Source organism: Bradyrhizobium sp. SPXBL-02, assembly GCF_051853065.1.
Classification (GTDB): Bacteria; Pseudomonadota; Alphaproteobacteria; order Rhizobiales; family Xanthobacteraceae; genus Bradyrhizobium.
Genome location: NZ_CP182474.1, coordinates 4,340,652 through 4,358,778, shown reverse-complemented (window position 1 = coordinate 4,358,778; position 18,127 = coordinate 4,340,652). Strand labels below are relative to the sequence as shown.

The 18,127-nt window shown below is 64.7% G+C and carries 19 protein-coding genes; 8 read left to right on the top strand and 11 right to left on the bottom strand.

The genetic code is table 11. The annotated features are described in order from the left end of the window. Window positions 1-12: 12 nt before the first annotated feature. The gene (locus ACNJYD_RS20390) at window positions 13-1,242 is read right to left on the bottom strand and encodes a lytic murein transglycosylase (RefSeq protein WP_439363139.1); all 1,230 of its coding nucleotides are present in this window, start codon (window positions 1,240-1,242) and stop codon (window positions 13-15) included. A gap of 200 nt (window positions 1,243-1,442) precedes the next feature. Here ACNJYD_RS20390 and ACNJYD_RS20385 point away from each other — a divergent pair, with 200 nt between their 5' ends. Beyond that, window positions 1,443-1,694 (top strand): hypothetical protein, encoded by a 252-nt coding sequence (locus tag ACNJYD_RS20385; protein WP_172789163.1) that lies wholly within the window; start codon window positions 1,443-1,445, stop codon window positions 1,692-1,694. 33 nt (window positions 1,695-1,727) lie between these two features. Here ACNJYD_RS20385 and ACNJYD_RS20380 read toward each other — a convergent pair whose 3' ends face one another. Continuing rightward, the gene (locus ACNJYD_RS20380) at window positions 1,728-2,249 is read right to left on the bottom strand and encodes a MarR family winged helix-turn-helix transcriptional regulator (protein ID WP_439363138.1); all 522 of its coding nucleotides are present in this window, start codon (window positions 2,247-2,249) and stop codon (window positions 1,728-1,730) included. A gap of 54 nt (window positions 2,250-2,303) precedes the next feature. Here ACNJYD_RS20380 and ACNJYD_RS20375 point away from each other — a divergent pair, with 54 nt between their 5' ends. Next, on the top strand, window positions 2,304-2,783 hold the full coding sequence (locus tag ACNJYD_RS20375) for a carboxymuconolactone decarboxylase family protein (RefSeq protein ID WP_172789165.1): 480 nt from the start codon (window positions 2,304-2,306) through the stop codon (window positions 2,781-2,783). A gap of 21 nt (window positions 2,784-2,804) precedes the next feature. Further along, window positions 2,805-3,308, top strand: a complete 504-nt coding sequence (locus ACNJYD_RS20370) for a cupin domain-containing protein (protein WP_439363137.1) — start codon at window positions 2,805-2,807, stop codon at window positions 3,306-3,308. A gap of 29 nt (window positions 3,309-3,337) precedes the next feature. Here the strand turns inward: ACNJYD_RS20370 and ACNJYD_RS20365 are convergent, their stop codons facing one another. The 3 genes from ACNJYD_RS20365 to efp all read right to left on the bottom strand — a co-directional run bounded on the left by ACNJYD_RS20365 (window position 3,338) and on the right by efp (window position 6,612). Then, the gene (locus ACNJYD_RS20365) at window positions 3,338-4,324 is read right to left on the bottom strand and encodes a DUF808 domain-containing protein (protein WP_172789167.1); all 987 of its coding nucleotides are present in this window, start codon (window positions 4,322-4,324) and stop codon (window positions 3,338-3,340) included. Between the two features lie 74 nt (window positions 4,325-4,398). Further along, window positions 4,399-6,000 (bottom strand): M23 family peptidase, encoded by a 1,602-nt coding sequence (locus ACNJYD_RS20360; protein WP_439363136.1) that lies wholly within the window; start codon window positions 5,998-6,000, stop codon window positions 4,399-4,401. 45 nt (window positions 6,001-6,045) lie between these two features. Next, on the bottom strand, window positions 6,046-6,612 hold the full coding sequence (efp, locus tag ACNJYD_RS20355) for an elongation factor P (RefSeq protein WP_260383560.1): 567 nt from the start codon (window positions 6,610-6,612) through the stop codon (window positions 6,046-6,048). A 162-nt stretch (window positions 6,613-6,774) separates the two neighbouring features. Between efp and epmA the strand changes: the two genes are divergently transcribed. From epmA to ACNJYD_RS20340, 3 genes are read left to right on the top strand one after another with little or no spacing between them, the layout of a single operon-like run. After that, the gene (epmA, locus tag ACNJYD_RS20350; protein ID WP_439363135.1) at window positions 6,775-7,827 is read left to right on the top strand and encodes an EF-P lysine aminoacylase EpmA; all 1,053 of its coding nucleotides are present in this window, start codon (window positions 6,775-6,777) and stop codon (window positions 7,825-7,827) included. After that, on the top strand, window positions 7,824-8,918 hold the full coding sequence (locus ACNJYD_RS20345) for a lysine-2,3-aminomutase-like protein (protein WP_439363134.1): 1,095 nt from the start codon (window positions 7,824-7,826) through the stop codon (window positions 8,916-8,918). Before epmA ends, ACNJYD_RS20345 begins: the two co-directional genes overlap by 4 nt. 43 nt (window positions 8,919-8,961) lie before the next feature. Further along, complete coding sequence (locus tag ACNJYD_RS20340) at window positions 8,962-9,216, top strand: hypothetical protein (RefSeq protein ID WP_172789172.1); 255 nt, start codon at window positions 8,962-8,964, stop codon at window positions 9,214-9,216. A 60-nt stretch (window positions 9,217-9,276) separates the two neighbouring features. On the opposite strand, the gene ACNJYD_RS20335 is transcribed toward ACNJYD_RS20340, so the two are convergent. The 6 genes from ACNJYD_RS20335 to ACNJYD_RS20310 all read right to left on the bottom strand — a co-directional run bounded on the left by ACNJYD_RS20335 (window position 9,277) and on the right by ACNJYD_RS20310 (window position 14,682). Further along, window positions 9,277-10,362 carry a 3-deoxy-7-phosphoheptulonate synthase gene (locus ACNJYD_RS20335; RefSeq protein WP_311739340.1) on the bottom strand — a complete coding sequence of 362 codons (1,086 nt, stop codon included), beginning with the start codon at window positions 10,360-10,362 and terminating at the stop codon, window positions 9,277-9,279. Window positions 10,363-10,597: 235 nt separating this feature from the next. Then, window positions 10,598-11,176: an HdeD family acid-resistance protein gene (locus tag ACNJYD_RS20330; RefSeq protein WP_439363133.1), complete on the bottom strand. Its 579-nt coding sequence runs from the start codon at window positions 11,174-11,176 to the stop codon at window positions 10,598-10,600. 68 nt (window positions 11,177-11,244) lie between these two features. After that, window positions 11,245-12,285, bottom strand: coding sequence for a PrsW family glutamic-type intramembrane protease (locus tag ACNJYD_RS20325; RefSeq protein ID WP_439363132.1), 1,041 nt, complete (start codon window positions 12,283-12,285; stop codon window positions 11,245-11,247). A 501-nt stretch (window positions 12,286-12,786) separates the two neighbouring features. Then, window positions 12,787-13,059 (bottom strand): hypothetical protein, encoded by a 273-nt coding sequence (locus ACNJYD_RS20320; protein WP_260383564.1) that lies wholly within the window; start codon window positions 13,057-13,059, stop codon window positions 12,787-12,789. A gap of 104 nt (window positions 13,060-13,163) precedes the next feature. Next, window positions 13,164-13,790 carry a PilZ domain-containing protein gene (locus ACNJYD_RS20315; RefSeq protein ID WP_172789177.1) on the bottom strand — a complete coding sequence of 209 codons (627 nt, stop codon included), beginning with the start codon at window positions 13,788-13,790 and terminating at the stop codon, window positions 13,164-13,166. Window positions 13,791-14,007: 217 nt separating this feature from the next. After that, the gene (locus ACNJYD_RS20310) at window positions 14,008-14,682 is read right to left on the bottom strand and encodes a hypothetical protein (protein WP_212258659.1); all 675 of its coding nucleotides are present in this window, start codon (window positions 14,680-14,682) and stop codon (window positions 14,008-14,010) included. 328 nt (window positions 14,683-15,010) lie between these two features. Here ACNJYD_RS20310 and ACNJYD_RS20305 point away from each other — a divergent pair, with 328 nt between their 5' ends. Both ACNJYD_RS20305 and ACNJYD_RS20300 read left to right on the top strand, forming a co-directional pair. Beyond that, the gene (locus ACNJYD_RS20305; RefSeq protein ID WP_433996079.1) at window positions 15,011-16,462 is read left to right on the top strand and encodes a glycosyltransferase; all 1,452 of its coding nucleotides are present in this window, start codon (window positions 15,011-15,013) and stop codon (window positions 16,460-16,462) included. A gap of 53 nt (window positions 16,463-16,515) precedes the next feature. After that, entirely contained in the window at window positions 16,516-18,123 is a 1,608-nt protein-coding gene (locus ACNJYD_RS20300; RefSeq protein WP_439363131.1) for a hypothetical protein, read from the top strand. Window positions 18,124-18,127 lie beyond the last annotated feature (4 nt).

The window sequence follows — 18,127 nt, the reverse complement described above, 5'->3', positions numbered from 1 at the left end:
TGACGAGCGCGACTATCCACCCTGCCGCAGCTTGGCCAGCACCTTCAGTCCACCATAGCCGTCCGCCGGCGTGATGCCGGCGCGCTGCTGGAAATCCTTGACCGCCTTCATGGTGTCGTTGCCGACGCGGCCGTCGGTGCCGCCGGTGTCGAAGCCGGCCTTGGTGAGGCGCGTTTGCATCTCCTGCACCTCGGCGAGCGTCAATGCACGCTCGGAGCCCGGGAAAGGCTGGATGAAGGGCGGAGCTCCCAGGCAGCGATCCCCGAGATGGCAGATCGCCAGCGCGTAGTTCATGGAAGGGTTATAGCTCTTCACCGAATAGAAGTTCGGTCCGAGCAGGAAGGTCGGCCCGCCCGCAACCGGCGTCCACATCTGTGCGGATGCGTTGGGCTGCGGAAACGGTTGGCCGTCGGCGCGGCTGACGCCGGCCGCCTGCCAGGCTGCATAAGTACGGTTGCCGCTCATGTTGCCGGACGCGCGCACCTCGTAGCCCCAATGCTCGCCGCGATGCCACTTGCCGCGATTGACAAGGTATTTTGCAGTCGAGCCCAGCGCGTCGTCGGGCTTGCCGAACGGCGAGACCTTGCCGTCGCCGTCATAGTCGATGCCGACATTGAGCCAGACTTCCGGCATCCATTGCGAATGCCCCATCGCGCCGGCCCAGGAGCCCTTCATCTCCTCGGGCGTGGACCAGCCCTTGTCGACGATGCGCAGTGCGTTGATCAGCTCGGTCTCCCAATAGGCCTTGCGGCGCGGCTCGTTCCAGGCGAGCGCGGCGAGCGAGGGAAACACCGGCCTCATGTGGTTCTGCTGCACCAGGGGATCGCCATAGGCGGACTCGACGCCCCACAGCGCCAGCAGCGTGCCGCGCTCGACCCCGAAATCGCGCTCGACGCGGGCGAGCAGCGCCTCGTTGTTCTTCAGCGCGACCTTGCCGTTGATGATGCGCCAGTCCGAGACGCGACGGTTGATGTACTGCCAGACCTGCTCGTGGAATTCGGGCTGGTTGCGCATCTGCGCGAACACGCTCATGTCCGGTTCGACCCGTCCCATAGCGCGCTGCCATGTCGCGGCGGAAATACCATTTGCCATCGCGCGTGCGCGAAAGCTCTCACGCCATTCGTCGAAGCCGGGAGGCGCGGCGAGAGCGCGGGTGGGAAGCGCGAGCAAAGCGGCTGCACCAAGCGTCGACTGGAGCAGGGCGCGGCGGGTGTGACGGGGCGAGGAATCAGCGTGCTTCATGGGCACATTCTAGCCGGAAACATGGCCCGTGTGAGTCGGTTCCAGAAACGGCAGCGTGCTGAAGTCCTGCCTGGGCGGGTCAGCTGTTCCCACCGGAACAAGTGTCGCTCTTCCCGCATTCCCTCCACACCCGGAAGGAGGAGAAGACGGGGCCGTGGGCCTGCCTTCCGTATGTCTGTTCATCGAAACATCGGGGTCCAATGAAGATACGCACGCATGCGGAAAGCCATGTCGTCGAGCTCGACGACGGATCGCAATGGAAGATCTTTCCCGGCGACCTCGCGACGACGCTGAGCTGGAAGCCCGAAACCGATTTGCGTCTCGAGCCGAGCGGTGAGCGGGTGAATTCGCACGTGCTGGTCAATACCGCCGACCAGACCCGCGTGCGGGTGATCGCGGCGGACGAGACCTGGCCCGACGGCGCAGTCAAGAACGCCTTGAAAGGCGGGTAGAACTGCGGCCGCGACAGCTGCGATGCCGGTCGCCTAGTCCTCCTGCAGGTCAGCCGCAATTCCGGCAAGCCAGCGCCGGATCGTGGTTTCCGCCTTTGAATCCAGATTTCGAGCGAGGCGCTTCTCCAATTCGAGCACACGCTGCCGGCACGTCTTCAAAAGTGTCGCGCCGCGCGGCGTCAGCGTCCATTGCTGGATGCGGCCGTGGACGGGATGAGGCGTCATGACAATGGCACCGTCGCGTTCGAGGTTGCGAATGATGACGCCGACGGTCTGGGGGGTCAGGAAGGTGAGGCGGGCGACATCGGCCCCCGACAAGCCCGGATAGGCGTTGAGCATCGTCAGCACCGCGAATTGCGGCGACGTCACGCCGAGATCGGCCAGGGTGCGCTCCATCGTCAGACGAACCGCGGCGTGGGCCTGGCGCAGCAGATAGCCGAGGTAGCCCTGCTCGCCGCGCTTGCCTTCGCCCGGCGCGGGAACATGCACGGCGCCGCCTTCAACTGCCTTTCGTCCCGATTGCGATCTCGTGACGTCATTGGTCTTGCGTGGCATATAAGAGCTCTTATAAGATATCCGAGCTCTTATAATAGGCCGAGGTGAATGGCAATGTCACACGCCCGCAGCGAATATGAAGATTTCAAACGGATCGCGCCCGATGCGTATGATCTGGTGCTGGCGCTGGGCCAGCTTGCGGCCAAGGCCGGCCTCGACAAGCAACTGCTCGAACTGGTCAAGCTGCGCGCCTCGCAAATCAACGGCTGCGCCTTCTGCGTGCAGCACCACGTCCTGCTGTCGGAACGGATCGGCGTTCCCGTCGACAAGCTCCATCTGGTCGCGGTCTGGCGCGAGGCGCCGATCTTTTCGCCGCGCGAGCGGGCTGCGCTCGCCTGGGCCGAGGCGCTGACCTGTCTGCCCGACGGCGTCGGCGACGAGGTCTATGCGGAAGCGTCCGGCGAATTCTCCGAGACTGAATTGACGTACCTGACCTCGGCCGTCGCCTCGATCAACGTCTGGAACCGCTTCGGCGCGGCGTTTCGCTGGACGCCTGCAAAGCGGCCGGTCGCAACGGCCGCCGCTGCGTCCTGACGGAGGCAAGGGGAGATCACGATGACAGCCATGAGCTTTTCTGCCGTGCAGTGGCCGGCGCCGTCGCGTTCGACGACGCTCGCCGTCGTCGCAGGGGTCGCCTGCGCGCTCGCGATCGGCAAGACGCTGCCGGTGACGATGGACACCGTCGCAGGCGTACTGACCCCGCTCTGCGCCACGGCCGCGGAGGGCTCGCCGCTCGACAAGGTCGAGCCGATCGGCTCCTACGCGCTGCCGAACGTCCCGGGCAAGCGCGTCACCATCGTGCGCGTGTTCTATGGTCCGGGCGGGTTTTCGCGGCCGCATCGCCACGCGGGATCCGTTACCGCCTACATCACCAAGGGCGAGATCCGCTCGCAACTCGGCGGCGGCCCGGTCGAGACGTTCGGCGTCGGCCAGTCCTTCTTCGAACCACCGGGCTCGACGCACCTGGTCTCGGCCAATGCCAGTATGACGGAGCCGGCGGAGTTGATTGCGGTGTTCGTGGCCGATGAAGGCGCGCAGCTGACGACTTTCCTGGAGTAGCCTACACGGGGCATTCGCGACGGCCGTGCTCAGGCCGATCGCGATCGCCTCAGCCGTTTCCATGCCGGTGCGAGTCCGTATTCGACGACCGGAATGGCAACCGCGCCGATGAGCAGTCCAAGCGCGCCCGAGATGGCTGCCTCGACCGACCATTCGACGATGCCGGCAACGGATGGAAGGAGATGTGCGGCAGCCTCGGTTGCGGCATGGACCGTGTCACCAATTGCGGGCGGGCCGTACTTTTCGATGCCGTGCAGGATGATGCCGCCGCCGACCCAGATCATGGCGGCGGTGCCGATCGCGCTCAGCACCGCCAGGAAGGCGGGCATGCCGCGGACGAGCGCGCGTCCAAGCAAGCGGATCGCGCGACCAACGAGTGAAGTGCCGCCGTAGCGCGCAAGGGCGATGCCGACATCGTCCGCCTTCACGATCAAGGCGACCACGCCATAGACCCCAACGGTGATAAAGACGCCGACCAGCGCCAGCACCAGCGCCTGCGTCCAGATGCTGCCCGCAGGGATAGCCGCCAGCGTGATCGCCATGATCTCAGCCGACAGGATGAAATCCGTCTTGATGGCGCTTGCGACCTTCTCGTCCTCGACCGATCGCGTATTCAACGCAATCGGCTGCAGCTGAGCTTCGTGCTGGTGCGCATGATGCGGCAGCACGGCTTCGAGCACCTTTTCGGCGCCCTCATAGCAGAGAAAGGCGCCGCCCAGCATCAGCAGCGGCGTGACCGCGGCGGGAAGGAAATAGCCGAGCAACAGGGCAACGGGCAGCAGAATCAGCAGCTTGTTGCGCAGCGATCCGATCGCGATCTTCCCGACGATCGGCAGTTCGCGTTTCGATGCAAAACCGATGACGTAGTTCGGCGTGACCGCCGCATCATCGATGACCACGCCGGCCGCCTTTGTGCCCGCCTTGGCAGCCTGGGCCGCGACATCGTCAAGCGAGGCTGCAGCCACCTTTGCGATCCCCGCGATGTCGTCGAGAAGACCGATCAGTCCGACACTCATCAACCTGTCCTTCTTCGTTCGAGCCGGCGAGATGCGCGACCAGATGCACGCTCCGGCAACGAACGAGTACGCTCTCAGTTCTCCTCGCCGCCCGCCCCCTCGCGCAAGTCGGGCTTGAGCACGTCCTGCGGCAGCGCATGGGCCACCGGTTGCGACGTGATTGCGATCTCCGGGCCGATCTCGCGGCCGCGCGCGCGGATCAGCCGCTCATAGGCCGAGACCAGCGTGACGTAGGGATTGACCCAGATCCAGCCGTCGCGGGTGAATACCTGGACGTCGAAATGCAGGTGCAGCGACGTTCCGGCGGGACGGTCGAGATAGTTCGAGACCACGCCGATCTTCTCGCCTTCGCTGACGAGGCGGCCGTTGACGAGGCCGTCGGCGTTCATCGCGTGCGGATTCATGTGCATGTAGCGGAAACGGATGTGCTCGGTGCGGCTATTGACCTGAAGCGTCGCCGCCTGGTCCTTGACACCGCGGATGACGATTGCATCACGCACGGCGACGACGCCGCGCTGCTTGGGATCGCAGGGCTCGCGGCCTTCGCCGGGCGGCGGACAGTCGGCGGCGCGGATGTCCTCGCCCTGATGGCCGTAGCCTCCGCCGCATTGCCACACTTCGAAACTGCGCGACTCGCAGAAATTGTCGCGCCAGGGAAAGGCGGTCGGGCCTTCGCTCTTGTCACGTTTGCCGTAGGATTGCGAGCGCACGAAGGCGGGCGCCTTCTCCAGCGGAAAGCGGATCTGGGCGTAGGCCATAGCGTCGGGATGGCCGCCCTGCTTGCGGTAGCCGGTGTTCGGGATGATGTCGCCGCTCGGCCGGTAGCTGAAATCCGGTGAACGCACCGCGGGGCGCGCGATGATGTTGGAGGCAACGTCCGTCAGTGGCCGCATGCGCTGGCCGCCAGCGATGCGCAGCGCCTTCAGGAAACGCTCGGCGACCGGATAGGCCTCCTTGCAGGCGAGCCGCCGCGGCCTCGCGACGCTGTCGAGGCACTGGATCGACACCACATAGGCGGCGCCGAAGCGGGTGAAGGCGTAGCGCACATAGCCTTCCCGGATGAACCTGCGCAGATCCGGATAGGCTACTGCGAGCGGCTTGACTGGCTCGCCCTTGCCCCCGGCGGGATCGGCGATGTCGTAGACGAGCGCCGAGCCCGTGATCTGCACCTCGACAGGCCTTGCGTACACCCGGCTTGGCATGCCCTCACCGGCGCCTGGATCGAGCGAGAAGGTCGCGCTGTAGCCGGCGGGCCCGGCATCGAACATGTCGACAGGATTGAAATCGGCCTGGTAGCGCGACAGCGCGAGCGTAGCCGGCGCGCCGCTGCGCTGCGCATCGAGATACGCGGCGGCGTCGAACGGCAGCAGCACGGGGACGGGACTTCGGGTAATGCCGGTGAAGAAGCGCGAGGAGATCGCGTTGAGCTGCACCAGTGCGGGCATCGCGCGCGGGTCGTAGCGCGGCACTGTACGGCGGGGTGCGAAGATGAAGTCGCCCGCAATCTGGGGACGGCTGTTGATCTCGCTGCGAAGCTGGTCGAGCGCCGCGCGCCAGTCGACGCGCAGGGCCGTCAGCGAGGGGCTGCGGAATTCATCCGCAGCGAGGGGAGTGGCAAGGAGGAGCGAAAGCAGCGCCAGATGCAGCGAGACGAAGCGGAAACCCTTCCCGACCACTGCCTCGCCCCCCGGCGGTACCTGTTGCGATCGCTCGGTTCCCCGTCAGTCCTTGGCGCGCTCGGAGTAGGAGCCGTCTTCGGTCATCACCACGATACGGGTGCCGACCGAGATGTGCGGCGGCACGGTGGTGCGCACGCCGTTGGAGAGCACCGCCGGCTTGTAGGACGAGGAGGCGGTCTGCCCCTTGGTCACGGGCTCGGTTTCGACCACTTCGAGCGTCACGCGCTGCGGCAGCGCCATCGACACCACATTGACGTCGTGGGTCGACAGCTTGACGGTCATGTCTGGCTGAAGATAGGCGGCCGCGTCGCCGACCACGTCCTTGGAGACCTGGACCTGGTCGTAGGTCTCGGGGTTCATGAAGTGGAAGCCGTCGCCGTCTTCGTACAGGAAGGTGTAGTTGCGCTCTTCGATCGTGGCCTTTTCGACCTGGTCGGTGGTCTTGTAGCGCTCGGAGATCTTTACCCCGTCCGAGATTCGGCGCATTTCGATCTGGCTGACCGGGGTACCCTTGCCGGGATGGATGTTCTCGGCGCTCACGACGACGTAGAGCTTGCCGTCTTGCTCGATCACGTTGCCCTTGCGAATAGAACTGGCGATGACTCTCAAAGCTGTATTTCCTGCTTGCTTGGCCCGGCACCAGCCAGGACGTGGTCGAATTGATGTGGGACTTGGGGCCTCAAATCGGACCTCGGCGCCCGTTTCGGGCCGCAACATACTGATTTTGCCGTTGGATGCCAGCACTTTGCTGCCGGTCGGGGCGGTCGGTTGATGGCTGGGGACAAGCCGATGTCGCCGTTTTGGTCGCCCTCGCGGCACCTCGACCGGCGGCCGTTCCTCCAGGCCAGGGCCGCCGTGACCGGAGCCTTGCGGGGGTTTTTCGCCGAACAAGGGTTTGTGGAGGTCGAAACCTCCGTTCTCCAGGTCTCTCCGGGCAACGAGACCCATCTGCACGCCCCCCGGACCGAGATCATGCGGCCGGACGGCAGCCGGGCCAGCCGATACCTGCGGACCTCGCCTGAATTCGCCTGCAAGAAGCTGCTGGCGGCGGGCGAGACGCGGATTTTCGAGTTCGCACGGGTGTTCCGGGACCGCGAGCGCGGCGACCTGCATCTGCCGGAGTTCACCATGCTGGAATGGTACCGGGCAGGCGCCCCCTATGATGCCATCATGGCTGATTGCGTCGTGGTGATCGCCCGTGCGGCGCAGGCGACCGGGATCGGGACCTTCTCCTTCCGCGGCCGGACCGCCGATCCCTTCGCCGAGCCGGAGCTCCTGACGGTCGCGGGCGCCTTCGAGCACTTTGCCGGCATCGACCTGCTGTCGACAATTTCGGGCGGCGAGGGTAACCGTGCGGCGCTGGCCGCGGCGGCAGCCGGAAAGGTCTGTGTCGCCGAGGACGACACCTGGTCGGACATCTTCAGCAAGGTCCTGGTCGAGCATGTCGAGCCGCAGCTGGGGCAGGGGCGTTTGACCATCCTGTTCGAATACCCATCTCCAGAGGCGGCGCTGGCGCGGGTGAAGACGGTCGATCCGAGGGTCGCCGAACGTTTCGAGGTCTATGCCTGCGGCGTCGAGCTCGCCAACGGCTTTGGAGAGCTGACCGATGCCGAGGAGCAGCGCAAACGCTTCACGGAATCGATGACGGAGAAGCAGCGCCGCTACGGCGAAACCTATCCGCTCGACGAGGATTTTCTGACGGCGGTTGCCGCAATGCCGGAGGCAAGTGGTGTCGCGCTCGGCTTCGATCGGCTGGTGATGCTGGCGAGCGGCGCAATACGAATTGATCAGGTGGTATGGACACCCCCTGCGGATGAGAGATGACAAAGACCAACCTTGCACGCACTCTGCGCGAACCTGCCGAGCTGGTGGCCGAGGGGCTGGCGCCCGCAGCGGCGCTGCCGGCGCTCGAACGCGTTGCCGCGCGCTATGCCGTGGCGATCACGCCTGATCTGGCCGGATTGATCGACCCGACGGATCCCGACGATCCCATCGCGCGGCAGTTCGTTCCGACCTCGGCCGAGCTCGAGGCGCGGCCGGGCGAGAATGCCGATCCGATCGGCGATCACCCGTATTCGCCGGTCGCCGGAATTGTGCACCGCTATCCCGACCGCGTGCTGTTCAAGCTCGTTCATGTCTGCGCGGTCTACTGCCGCTTCTGCTTCCGCCGCGAGATGGTCGGCCCCGGCAAGGACAATGCGTTGTCGGAGAGTGCCTATCGCGCCGCGATCGACTACATCCGGGCGGATGGCGAGATTTGGGAAGTGATCCTGACCGGCGGCGATCCCCTGATGCTGTCGCCCCGGCGGATGAGCGAGATCATGGCCGATCTTGCGGCCATCGATCACGTCAAGATCATCCGTCTTCATACCCGCGTTCCCGTGGCCGAACCTGCACGCGTCAGCGCGGAGATGGTTGCGGCGCTGAAGGTCGCGGGCGCGGCCACCTGGGTCGCGGTACACGCCAACCACGCGCGGGAACTGACGGGGCCCGCGCGCGCCGCCTGTGCGCGGCTCGTCGATGCTGGTATACCGCTTGTGAGCCAGTCCGTGCTGTTGCGCGGCGTCAACGATGACATCGCCGCGCTGTCGGATTTGATGCGAGCTTTCGTCGAATGCCGGATCAAGCCCTATTACCTGCATCACGGCGATCTCGCGCCGGGCACGGCGCATCTGCGAACGACGCTGGCGCAAGGCCAGGACTTGATGCGGCAGTTGCGCGGACGGGTGTCGGGCCTGTGTCAACCGGACTATGTCATCGACATTCCCGGCGGCGCCGGCAAGTCGCCGGTAGGGCCGAATTACGTGTTGGCGGTGCAAAATACCGCGGACGAGGCGCGTGAAGCGGAATCGGAAACGCGCTATCGTATCGTCGACTATTGCGGCGACGTTCATCTCTATCCGCCCGAGACATGAGGGGCGATGGCATGGACGCTGATTTGAGAATGGAGAAACGGACATGAAGAAGATCATGCTGGCAACATCGCTCGTGGTCTTGCTTGGCGGCGCGGCTGTTGCGCAGACCGGCGGCTCCAAGGGATCGACATCAAGCGGCGCATCGTCCGGATCGGTGTTGCCGGCGCCGGTCGGTCATCGCCAGCCGCGTGCCGGGGATGTGCCGAGCGAGAAGAATCTGAGCGATGCGAACGATCCGCTCAGCAAGGAAAACCAGGCGCTCGACAAGAAGATCAAAAGCATCTGCCGCGGCTGCTGAGACTTTCACCTCTCCCCGTCGGGGAGAGGTGAGGAACGAGCCATCTAACCCAGTGATCCGTCAGGCTGACCTCTCGTGCAGTCCCGCGCGCTGGGTGTTGCGGCGGATCTCGACGGCGTCGGCGAGCTGCTCGAGCGTCTTCGACGTCGTTGCCCAGTCGATGCAACCGTCAGTGATGCTCTGCCCATAGGTGAGCGGCTTGCCCGGCACGACATCCTGGCGGCCGGCGACGAGATTGCTCTCGATCATCACGCCCATGACGCGGCTCTCGCCGCCCGAGATCTGGCGGGCGATATCGGCCATCACCAGCGGCTGGTTCTCCGGCTTCTTGCTCGAATTGGCATGGCTGGCATCGACCATCACCAGCGGGGCAACGCCGGATTTGGTCAATTCATTGCAGGCGGCTGCAACACTTGCCGCGTCGTAGTTCGGCTCAGCTCCGCCGCGCAGGATGATGTGGCAGTCCTCGTTGCCGGCGGTCGAGGCGATCGCCGAGCGGCCGAGCTTCGTGACGGCCATGAAATGATGGGGATGCGAGGCTGATTTCACCGCGTCGGCCGCGATCCGCACATTGCCGTCGGTGCCGTTCTTGAAGCCGACCGGGCAGGACAGCCCCGATGCCAGCTCGCGATGGATCTGGCTCTCGGTCGTGCGCGCGCCGATCGCAGCCCAGGAGACGAGGTCGGCGATGTATTGCGGCGTGGTCATGTCCAGGAACTCGGTGCCGGCGGGCAGGCCGAGATTGTTCACGGCCGCGAGCACGTTGCGCGCGAGCCGCAAGCCCTTGTTGATGTCGAAGCTGCCGTCGAGGTCGGGATCGTTGATCAGGCCCTTCCAGCCGACCGTCGTGCGCGGCTTCTCGAAATAGACCCGCATCACGATCTCGAGCTGATCGGCGAGATCCTCGCGCAGTTTCGCCAGGCGCTCGGCGTAGTCGAGCGCGGCCTTGGGATCATGCACCGAGCATGGGCCGACGACGACCAGAAGGCGGTCGTCCTGATTGCTCAGGATGGCGTGGATGGCGTTGCGCGCGGCCATCACCACACGCGTTGCGGTGAGCGTACGGGGGACTTCCCGCATCACCTCTTCAGGCGTGCTCAGCTCTTTCAGTTCGCGGATACGAAGATCGTCGGTCGTGCTCAGCACGGCGGGCTCCTGTCTGTTCTAGAACCTGCCGGCCAATAAAAAAGCCGCCAGGTCTGGCGGCTGTTCGGACGTTTGCTGCAATGTTTTAGATTGAGCGCGATCCTCCCGCCGCCAGCGAGCTGTCGTAGCTAAAGTACCAAAAATAGCTGGTGGCGACGGTGATCATGGGAAGGCCATATAGCGTGCCGCTGGCGCCTTGTCACCCCCCAAGACGGCACAAGACGCAACGCGCGTTTCAGGTGTTGTTTTTGCGTGCCGCCAGCGCCATGCCGATCAGGGTGGCACCGCCGAACAGCAGGTTGATACCGACGAGGACGCCGATCGCCCACTCCGCCGAGCTTGGCAGTCCCGTGATCACCATGAACGAGATCGCGATGTCGACGAGGCCCGAGATCAGGAGCCACGACCAGCGGCCGCTGAGCTCGCGGCGGTGCTCCAGCGCGTACATGATGGTGGCGACGCCCTCGGCGAGGAAATAGGCGCCGAGCACGATGGTCAGCGTCAGCACGGCCTGCATCGGCCGGGCCAACAGCAGCATGCCGGTGAGCACGGCCAGCGCAGCCGAGATCAGCGACCACCAGAAACCCGGCGTGCTGCGCGCCCAATAGGTCGCGATCAGTCCGCCGATGCCGCCGATCAGGAACATCCAGCCGAGGAAGATCGCGGTCGCAAGACTGGCGAGCGGCGGCAGGACAAGCGCGGCAATGCCGAGGACGGCAAGCAGGATGCCTTCGAACAGAAAAGCCTTCCAATGCGTCTTGACCGCCTGGTTCATCTCGGATTGGAGGCGACCAAATTCCTCGGGCGATGTCATCGTCGGGCTCCGGAACGAGAGGATTACCCCAATCTAGTAGGCCGATGGCGCGTTCGCCATGCGGTGGATCAAGTACCGCCGGGCGCCGAGGAGAAGCCCTCCGCGCTGGTGCGGATGCGGTTGCGGCCGAGAATGTAGATCGCCGATGTGACAATCAGAAGCGCAAGGCCGAGCAGGATCGAGACGAAACCGATCGGGATCAGCGCCAGCGTCAGGTTACGCTCGGGGTTGATCAGCCAGTGATGGATCGAGGTCAGGACGAAGGCGAGCCCGACAAATCCGATGCCGCCGCCGGCGAGCAGCAGCGCCCACATCCGGCGCAGCTGGCTGAGCCGCTCGCGTGCGACATCGGTCCGCGGCGCATGGTGGCGAGCGACGCGCCGGACCAGGCGGATGGCAAAGGCGATCGAGCCGAAGCCGATCAACAGGCTCGCCGCGCCCAGCCACATGCGCAAGCTGGGATCGAGATCGGGCATGCGCTGGAGCGTCAGCAACGGGAAGTCGAAGGCCGAATGCAGCGCGAGCGGGCCGGCGAAGATCAGCAGGCGGCTGGAGAGACGGGCCCAATCGCGATGATGGCGGTTCGCGCCCAGCGCCGTGCCGGCGCGCGCAATGGTCAGGTAGGCGCCCGCGATGATGCCGAGCGCACCGTGGAAGGGCACGGTCAGGACGCTGCGCAGCGCGGCTAGCGAGCGCCACATGTCGGCGTGCTGGACCAGGTAGGCGAGGTTCTCGTAGGCGGCGAAGCCGAGGCCGACCGCGGCGCCGTAGACCACGGTGTCCATCGGATTGGCAAAGGTCCGCCGCTTGGTGGAAGAGACCAGCACGATGGCGATCACCTTGACGGCCTCCTCGGGCAGCGCGACGCCGAAGATCGAATGCATGGCCAGCGCCGCCCAGGGGTCGTCCGGGGCGGCGACCATCTTGGCGAAGGGGGCGCGCGCGAGACCCAGGAGTGAAATGCTGGCCGCCCCCAGCAGGAATGCGGTCCAGACCTGGGCCGGCGGGCCGGGACGCTCTTCGGCGGCGATGACGAGCCAGAGCATCAGCAGCGCCGGGGCGATGGCGGCAGTTCCAATGACGGTGGGGAGCGCTTCGATCAGGTACATTGGCGCCGAAAATAGGTTCCCTTGATCCGCTTATCTACGTTCACCGATGCGACCATGTGTCATGCGCCGGCTGTCGGGTCGCTTAACACGCGCGACAGCTGCCGTTCATGCGCTCCTCTCCCGTTACGAGGTGGAATACAAGCGCAATCAATTGCATGACAAAAGATGCTCGTCATCCATGGCAACGAGTGCGCGGCGGGCGCGGGATTGAGATTTGCAAGCCAGATCAAGGCAATGCGTTGGTTTCTTCGATTCTCGGCGCACATGGCCCGGCGGCGGCCGGTCCTAGTCTCGCTTCGCTATGCGCCCGTGGCGCGGGGCGTCGATCCGGCGTGCGCGCAACCGCTCCAGCTCCCAGAACGCGCGGACGAGGCACGTGCCGAGGCAGAGGACGATGAGCAGCAACAGAAAGGCCTGATCGACGGCAGGGATGTGTATCATGGCGATGATAAAGCAACGCCCATGCCAGGCGTTCCCGCGACGGTCCGCGCTTTTTCCAGCTCAGTGCGTGGTGATCGCAGGCGGCGCGTCGGGTGCGACGTCGAAGGCGCCGAGATGGAATTCCTCGCCGGTGGAGTCGGGCGATTCGGAACTCTGCGCCAGCAGCGTGAACGCGGCCTGCGGGTATCGCTTCCAGATCTCGAGATCGCCGGCGGTGATGGTGAGCCAGCCGAACGTGTACATGTAGCGTCCGGGCTCGGTTACCCGGCCGACCCTGTCCCAGGTGATCTTACCAACCTTGATCTTTTCAGCCGTGATCTTGTCGACTGCCATTCGGTCCCCCGATCGCAAGTCTGCAAAATGACGTCCGGCCCGAGGCACAGACCTGCAAAAGCTGATCCGGCATTGGGGCCGCTATAGGGCGGCGTGGCGGAGGGTCAGGCCGACTTCAGCAAGGGCGCGCGCACGATCAGGCGGCCGAGGTCGTCCCGGTCCTGCTTTTCGGCGAATTTGACCGCAAAGCCGTGGTCGAACTTGCGGATCACCCGCCCGACGCAGCCGCCGACAGCAAGCGGGGTTCCGATCGCCGGATCGTATTCGGAGGACACCGCGACGCCGGCCGTCGAGACGTCGATGATGAAGCAGGAATGGCTGCTGCCGTCCGCGAGGGTCAGGACGGTGTGCGAGATCTGCGGAACGAAACGCGCGTCACGCCGCAGCTCCCGAACGCTGGCATCCTTCTGCTTCTTCTCCAGCCAGGTCAGCTTTTCCGACATCCAGGCGCGCCGCGCCCGCGTCATCTCGAGCTCCATCAGGAAGCCTGCCTTCAATGTCGCACTGATGGTGCCCTGGAATTCGCCGAAATCCTGGAAGTAAGAGGTCAAGCGCTCGCCGACCTTGCCGACCACAGGCACGTCCACGATCATCCGGAAGGGTGAGACGCGCTTGGTCCGGCAGGCGAAGCTGCGGAGCTTGCCCTCGCAATCGTACCAGCGGGGCAGCGAGTAGCTGCCGCTGACCGCAACATCCACTGCTCGCTGCCTCAGGAATTCTGCGACGGACATGAGCGCCAATCTGCTTTGGATGACTTCCGTACTTTCACGGTAACTGCGAAACTCTAAGCAAATGATACTGAAGCCCAAGAGCAGGGGTAAATTTTCAGTAAATGCGCGGCTCGGCGGCACAGTAGGGCGCGCGGCATAAAGCCCCGTTGTGCTACAGGCAATCGCACAGCGTTGTCCACTCAGGGTGCAGCGAAGACACGGCGCTCCGCGGCGGCCCCTAGAGGAGTCCGAACAGCACCAGAATAGTCAGCGCGGCAGCGGCCACGGCGAACTGGATCGTCCTCCACGTCGGGCCGTCCGGGCGGATCTCCCATCCTAAACGCGGCAATGCGCGCCGCAATGCGAGCGGCGTCAATGCCTCGACGACGGCGAGCAGAAGGGCAATGCCTGCCAGGGAAGGCCATGACTCGGTCGGAGGCATCCATGGTGCGAGCCACACGGGGACGGAGCCTTTCAAAGCGCCGAGCAACGCGAACCATCCGAACCAGAATACAGAGCGCTTGACGAGGTCTGGGCCGATCGTTTCGGGCTCGAGGCGGATACCGATGCTTGCCAGTGCGCGTTCAATGCGCTCGCCGTCGGTCAGGAACAGAAACGCGCCGAAATAGAGAGGAACGTGCGACTGGAAGAGTAGCCCGCCGACACCGAACAGGACGACGTAGGCGATGACATCGCTAACAACGTCCTTGGCGCTGCTGCCAGACGGCACGGGTGCGGCCGGCGCAAAATCGGCCTGGGGCCGCGGCGCCGACCGGGCGCGCGCCATGTGCTCGAGCATTTTGGCGCGTCGCTCCGGCGAATATGGCGCGGTGCGGCGCATCCATGCCAGTGGCGTGGTCGTCGTGGAGGGGAGGCCGGACTGGCCTTCCAAGGTCGGCTTGCCCTGCTCCATGAGTCGAACCAGATCCTTCAATGCGCGGCGCCGCCGCGGCGGTGGTTTCCTTCAGACATTGGTTGCGGGTGAGGGCTGGGGAGTTCATGCCGGGTAACGGATTTTGCCGCTCATCGTCGCCGGCCGAGGACGAATGGATGGCGGCATATCCGGCGATCCACGTCGATGATTCTTCCTGTTGATCTCGCTCTCCAGTTGCGCTTGAGTACGATTAGGTCTGGGGGACCATATTGATGTCTAATTTGGTGGCTGCGGCGTCCTGCGCCGCGGCGTTGAATTTTGCGGTCCGTTTCAGTTCGAGCAGGCTCAATGAAACCTGCGTCTTGCCATGGACATGACAGTCGTCTCCGACTGCCTGTCCCCGCGGAAGGCAGGAATTCTAGATCACGCCGACCGGATCGCCGCGGATCGCGTGGCGTGGCGTGAGAGGAACCGCTTTTTTCACGACGAGGATGAGCGCTATCTCCGGTTTCTGATCCCGCCGGGAAGCCGCGTCCTCGACATTGGTTGCGGCATCGGCGATACACTCGCGAGTCTTGCGCCATCACATGGCGTCGGGGTCGATCTCTGTCGCAAGCAAATCACGATCGCGCGGCAGCGCCACCCCGATCTCACCTTCATCGAAGGCGATGCCGAAGACCCCGCGACGCTCGATGGGCTGCAAGGTCCGTTCGACTATATCCTCGTCCTCGATACGATCGGTTCGGTGGAGGATTGTCAGAGGTTCATCGCCCAGCTGCATCCGTTCTGTACGCGGAATACGCGCCTGGTGATCGGCTACTTCTCGCATCTCTGGTATCCCCTGCTGAAATTCGCCGAATTCGTCGGCCTGCGGATGCCGCAACCGGACCAGAACGTGCTGTCGCCGACCGACCTGCGCAGCCTTGCCAGGCTTGCGGATTTCGATCCGGTGAAGTCGGAGCAACGCGTGCTCTCTCCGGTCGGGATGTTCGGGGTCGGCCGTTTTCTCAATCGTTTCGTCAGCGTGCTCCCGGGGATCCGCCAACTGGCGCTTCGACATTATCTGGTCGCTCGCTCCGGCCGCAGCGCGAGGGAAGAATTCGCTTCGGCCACCGTCGTCGTCCCGGCGCGCAACGAACGCGGCAATATCGAGCCTGCGGTCCTGCGAATTCCCGACTTCTGCAGCGACATCGAGATCATCTTCATCGAAGGTCACAGCCAGGACGGTACGTTCGAGGAGATGGAGCGGGTCAAGCAGGCGCATCCATCCAAGGACATCAAGGTGATGCGGCAGCCGGGCAAGGGCAAAGCCGACGCCGTCTTCACCGCCTTCGACGCGGCGCGCGGCGACGTGCTGATCATTCTCGACGCCGACCTGACGATGCCGCCGGAGCAGATTCCGAAATTCGTCGAGGCGCTGCAGGCGGGCAAGGGCGAATTCGTCAACGGATCGCGCCTGGTCTATCCCATGGACGATGGCGCGATGCGCTTCCTCAACCTGATCGCCAACAAGATCTTCTCCTATCTGTTCTCCTGGCTGCTCAATCAGCGCTATACCGACACGCTGTGCGGCACCAAGGTTCTGCGCCGCAGCGACTATCAGCGCCTGAAGGCCGGCAAGGCCTATTTCGGTGATTTCGATCCGTTCGGCGACTTCGACCTGATCTTCGGCGCATCGAAGCTCAACCTGAAGACCGTGGATCTCCCGATCCGCTACGCCGCGCGCACGTACGGCGAGACTCAGATCTCCAGGTTTCGCCATGGCTGGATGTTGCTGAAGATGGTGGCTTTCGCCTTCTTCAAGATCAAGGCGATCTAGGCCGCGGAAGCCACGGTTCGAGTATGTCAGACGATTGCTATCCCGACGCACGGTTGAGCGGAAGGATCAGAACGCTGCTGATCCTCATCGTGCCGTCGCTGTATCTGGCGGCGACGTTGCTCTATTCGGCCTACCAGGCCGTTTGGGGCGTCCAGGTCGATCCGGAATCGGCCTACACGATGAACGGGCTGGCGATGGCGGCGGGATACGGCTCGCTGAAATTCGATCACCCGGGTACGACGACGACGCTGCTCGTCGCGTTGATCGTCAGGGGCTGGGCTCTGGTCGCCGGGGCCGGGGATGTCGTCGCGTTCGGGCTCGAACACTACGATGCCATCACATGGGCAGGCCGAACCGGAGAGGCGCTGGCGCTCACTGGCGCGTTGCTGGCCGGCGGACTCATCGTCGGTCGGACGACCCAGAGCGCGATCGCTGCGATGCTGTTTCAGGCCGGTGCGTTCGTGCACTCCGACTCGTTTCACTTCCAGACCGTGCTTGCGCCGGAAAGCCTGATGGCCGCCTTCGCGCTGTTCGGCATGGCGATCGTGATCAAGGCCGCGCTCGATGCGCGCCCGCCGGGGACGGGGCTCGGCGTCGTTTCCGGGGTCATCTTCGCCGTCGGATTTTCGACCAAATATCTCTACCTGCCGCAGGCGCTGTTCGCCGTGTGCCTGCTCAGAAACAGGCGCGCGTTCGTCGCCGCTGCGATCGCGGGGGCGATCGGCTTCGTTGGCTTCAGCCTGATCTTCAATCCGGGAACGATCACGCGCGGATTCGGATGGCTTGCGCAAATCGCCACCCACAAGGGAAATTACGGCGAGGGCGAGCCAGGGTTCATTGATTTCGGAATATTCTGGTCGAACATGGCCGCGATCGTCAAAGCCGCGCCGCTCGTGCTTGGCGTGTACGTCGTCGCCGCGGCCGTGGCGGTGGCCTGGTGTGTCAAGAGCCGGAGCTGGCGGGATCCGGTCAGCCTGACGCTCGGTGCCGCCGTCCTCATCTATGCCGCGCACCTCGTGGCAACGTCGAAGCATTACGCGGTCCATTACATGCTGCTGCCGTGGGTGCTGACGGGTGGCGTACTGGTCCTTGTCGTGGTGCAGGTCAGACGGCTCGTCCCGGCGATCCCGTCGGCCGCGCTGAGCCTGCTCGCTGGCAGCCTGTGCGTGGCGATCAGCGCGGGGACGCTGATCGAAGCCCGCGGCGCAGCGCTGCACTCGTATCGCTTGAACGCGATCGGAGCCAGGCTCTCGAAGGCCGTGGTCGCGGCAGGCCCCGCCTGCGCCAACGTCTCCAGCATGTTCGTGCGCGCGCCGGAGAACGACATGAACCACGGCTGGGACATGACGGTGCAGCTCTGGGGCGACAAGGCGATGCGGGACAGGTTCTCTGCGGCCTATGCGAGCGTCTTCAGGATCCCGCTGCTGGACCACAACGGCTACACGCGCGTGCTCAAGAACAACTTTCGTCCGGACAGCTACGCGAAGCTCGCGGCGGATTATCCCTGCATCGTCGTCCGCGCACCGGAGGCGCTCGATGCCGAAAGCTCGATCGGGCTGCTGGGCCTCAATCCCGACCATTGCCTGATCGAGGGGATCCACGTCTATACCGTCGGGCTTGCCTGCGCGAAGGTCGGCAGTAGCTTCCTGGAGCAGCGGTGAGGGG

Bases quoted from the DNA above. Each gene is read 5' to 3' on its own strand.
- ACNJYD_RS20325 (WP_439363132.1), bottom strand. From the start codon at position 12,285: ATGTACCTGATCGAAGCGCTCCCCACCGTCATTGGAACTGCCGCCATC.
- ACNJYD_RS20385 (WP_172789163.1), top strand. From the start codon at position 1,443: ATGAAGATACGCACGCATGCGGAAAGCCATGTCGTCGAGCTCGACGAC.
- ACNJYD_RS20305 (WP_433996079.1), top strand. From the start codon at position 15,011: ATGGACATGACAGTCGTCTCCGACTGCCTGTCCCCGCGGAAGGCAGGA.
- ACNJYD_RS20390 (WP_439363139.1), bottom strand. From the start codon at position 1,242: ATGAAGCACGCTGATTCCTCGCCCCGTCACACCCGCCGCGCCCTGCTC.
- ACNJYD_RS20315 (WP_172789177.1), bottom strand. From the start codon at position 13,790: ATGTCCGTCGCAGAATTCCTGAGGCAGCGAGCAGTGGATGTTGCGGTC.
- ACNJYD_RS20370 (WP_439363137.1), top strand. From the start codon at position 2,805: ATGACAGCCATGAGCTTTTCTGCCGTGCAGTGGCCGGCGCCGTCGCGT.
- epmA (WP_439363135.1), top strand. From the start codon at position 6,775: ATGGCTGGGGACAAGCCGATGTCGCCGTTTTGGTCGCCCTCGCGGCAC.
- ACNJYD_RS20330 (WP_439363133.1), bottom strand. From the start codon at position 11,176: ATGACATCGCCCGAGGAATTTGGTCGCCTCCAATCCGAGATGAACCAG.
- ACNJYD_RS20340 (WP_172789172.1), top strand. From the start codon at position 8,962: ATGAAGAAGATCATGCTGGCAACATCGCTCGTGGTCTTGCTTGGCGGC.
- ACNJYD_RS20375 (WP_172789165.1), top strand. From the start codon at position 2,304: ATGTCACACGCCCGCAGCGAATATGAAGATTTCAAACGGATCGCGCCC.
- ACNJYD_RS20345 (WP_439363134.1), top strand. From the start codon at position 7,824: ATGACAAAGACCAACCTTGCACGCACTCTGCGCGAACCTGCCGAGCTG.
- ACNJYD_RS20320 (WP_260383564.1), bottom strand. From the start codon at position 13,059: ATGGCAGTCGACAAGATCACGGCTGAAAAGATCAAGGTTGGTAAGATC.
- ACNJYD_RS20380 (WP_439363138.1), bottom strand. From the start codon at position 2,249: ATGCCACGCAAGACCAATGACGTCACGAGATCGCAATCGGGACGAAAG.
- ACNJYD_RS20310 (WP_212258659.1), bottom strand. From the start codon at position 14,682: ATGGAGCAGGGCAAGCCGACCTTGGAAGGCCAGTCCGGCCTCCCCTCC.
- ACNJYD_RS20365 (WP_172789167.1), bottom strand. From the start codon at position 4,324: ATGAGTGTCGGACTGATCGGTCTTCTCGACGACATCGCGGGGATCGCA.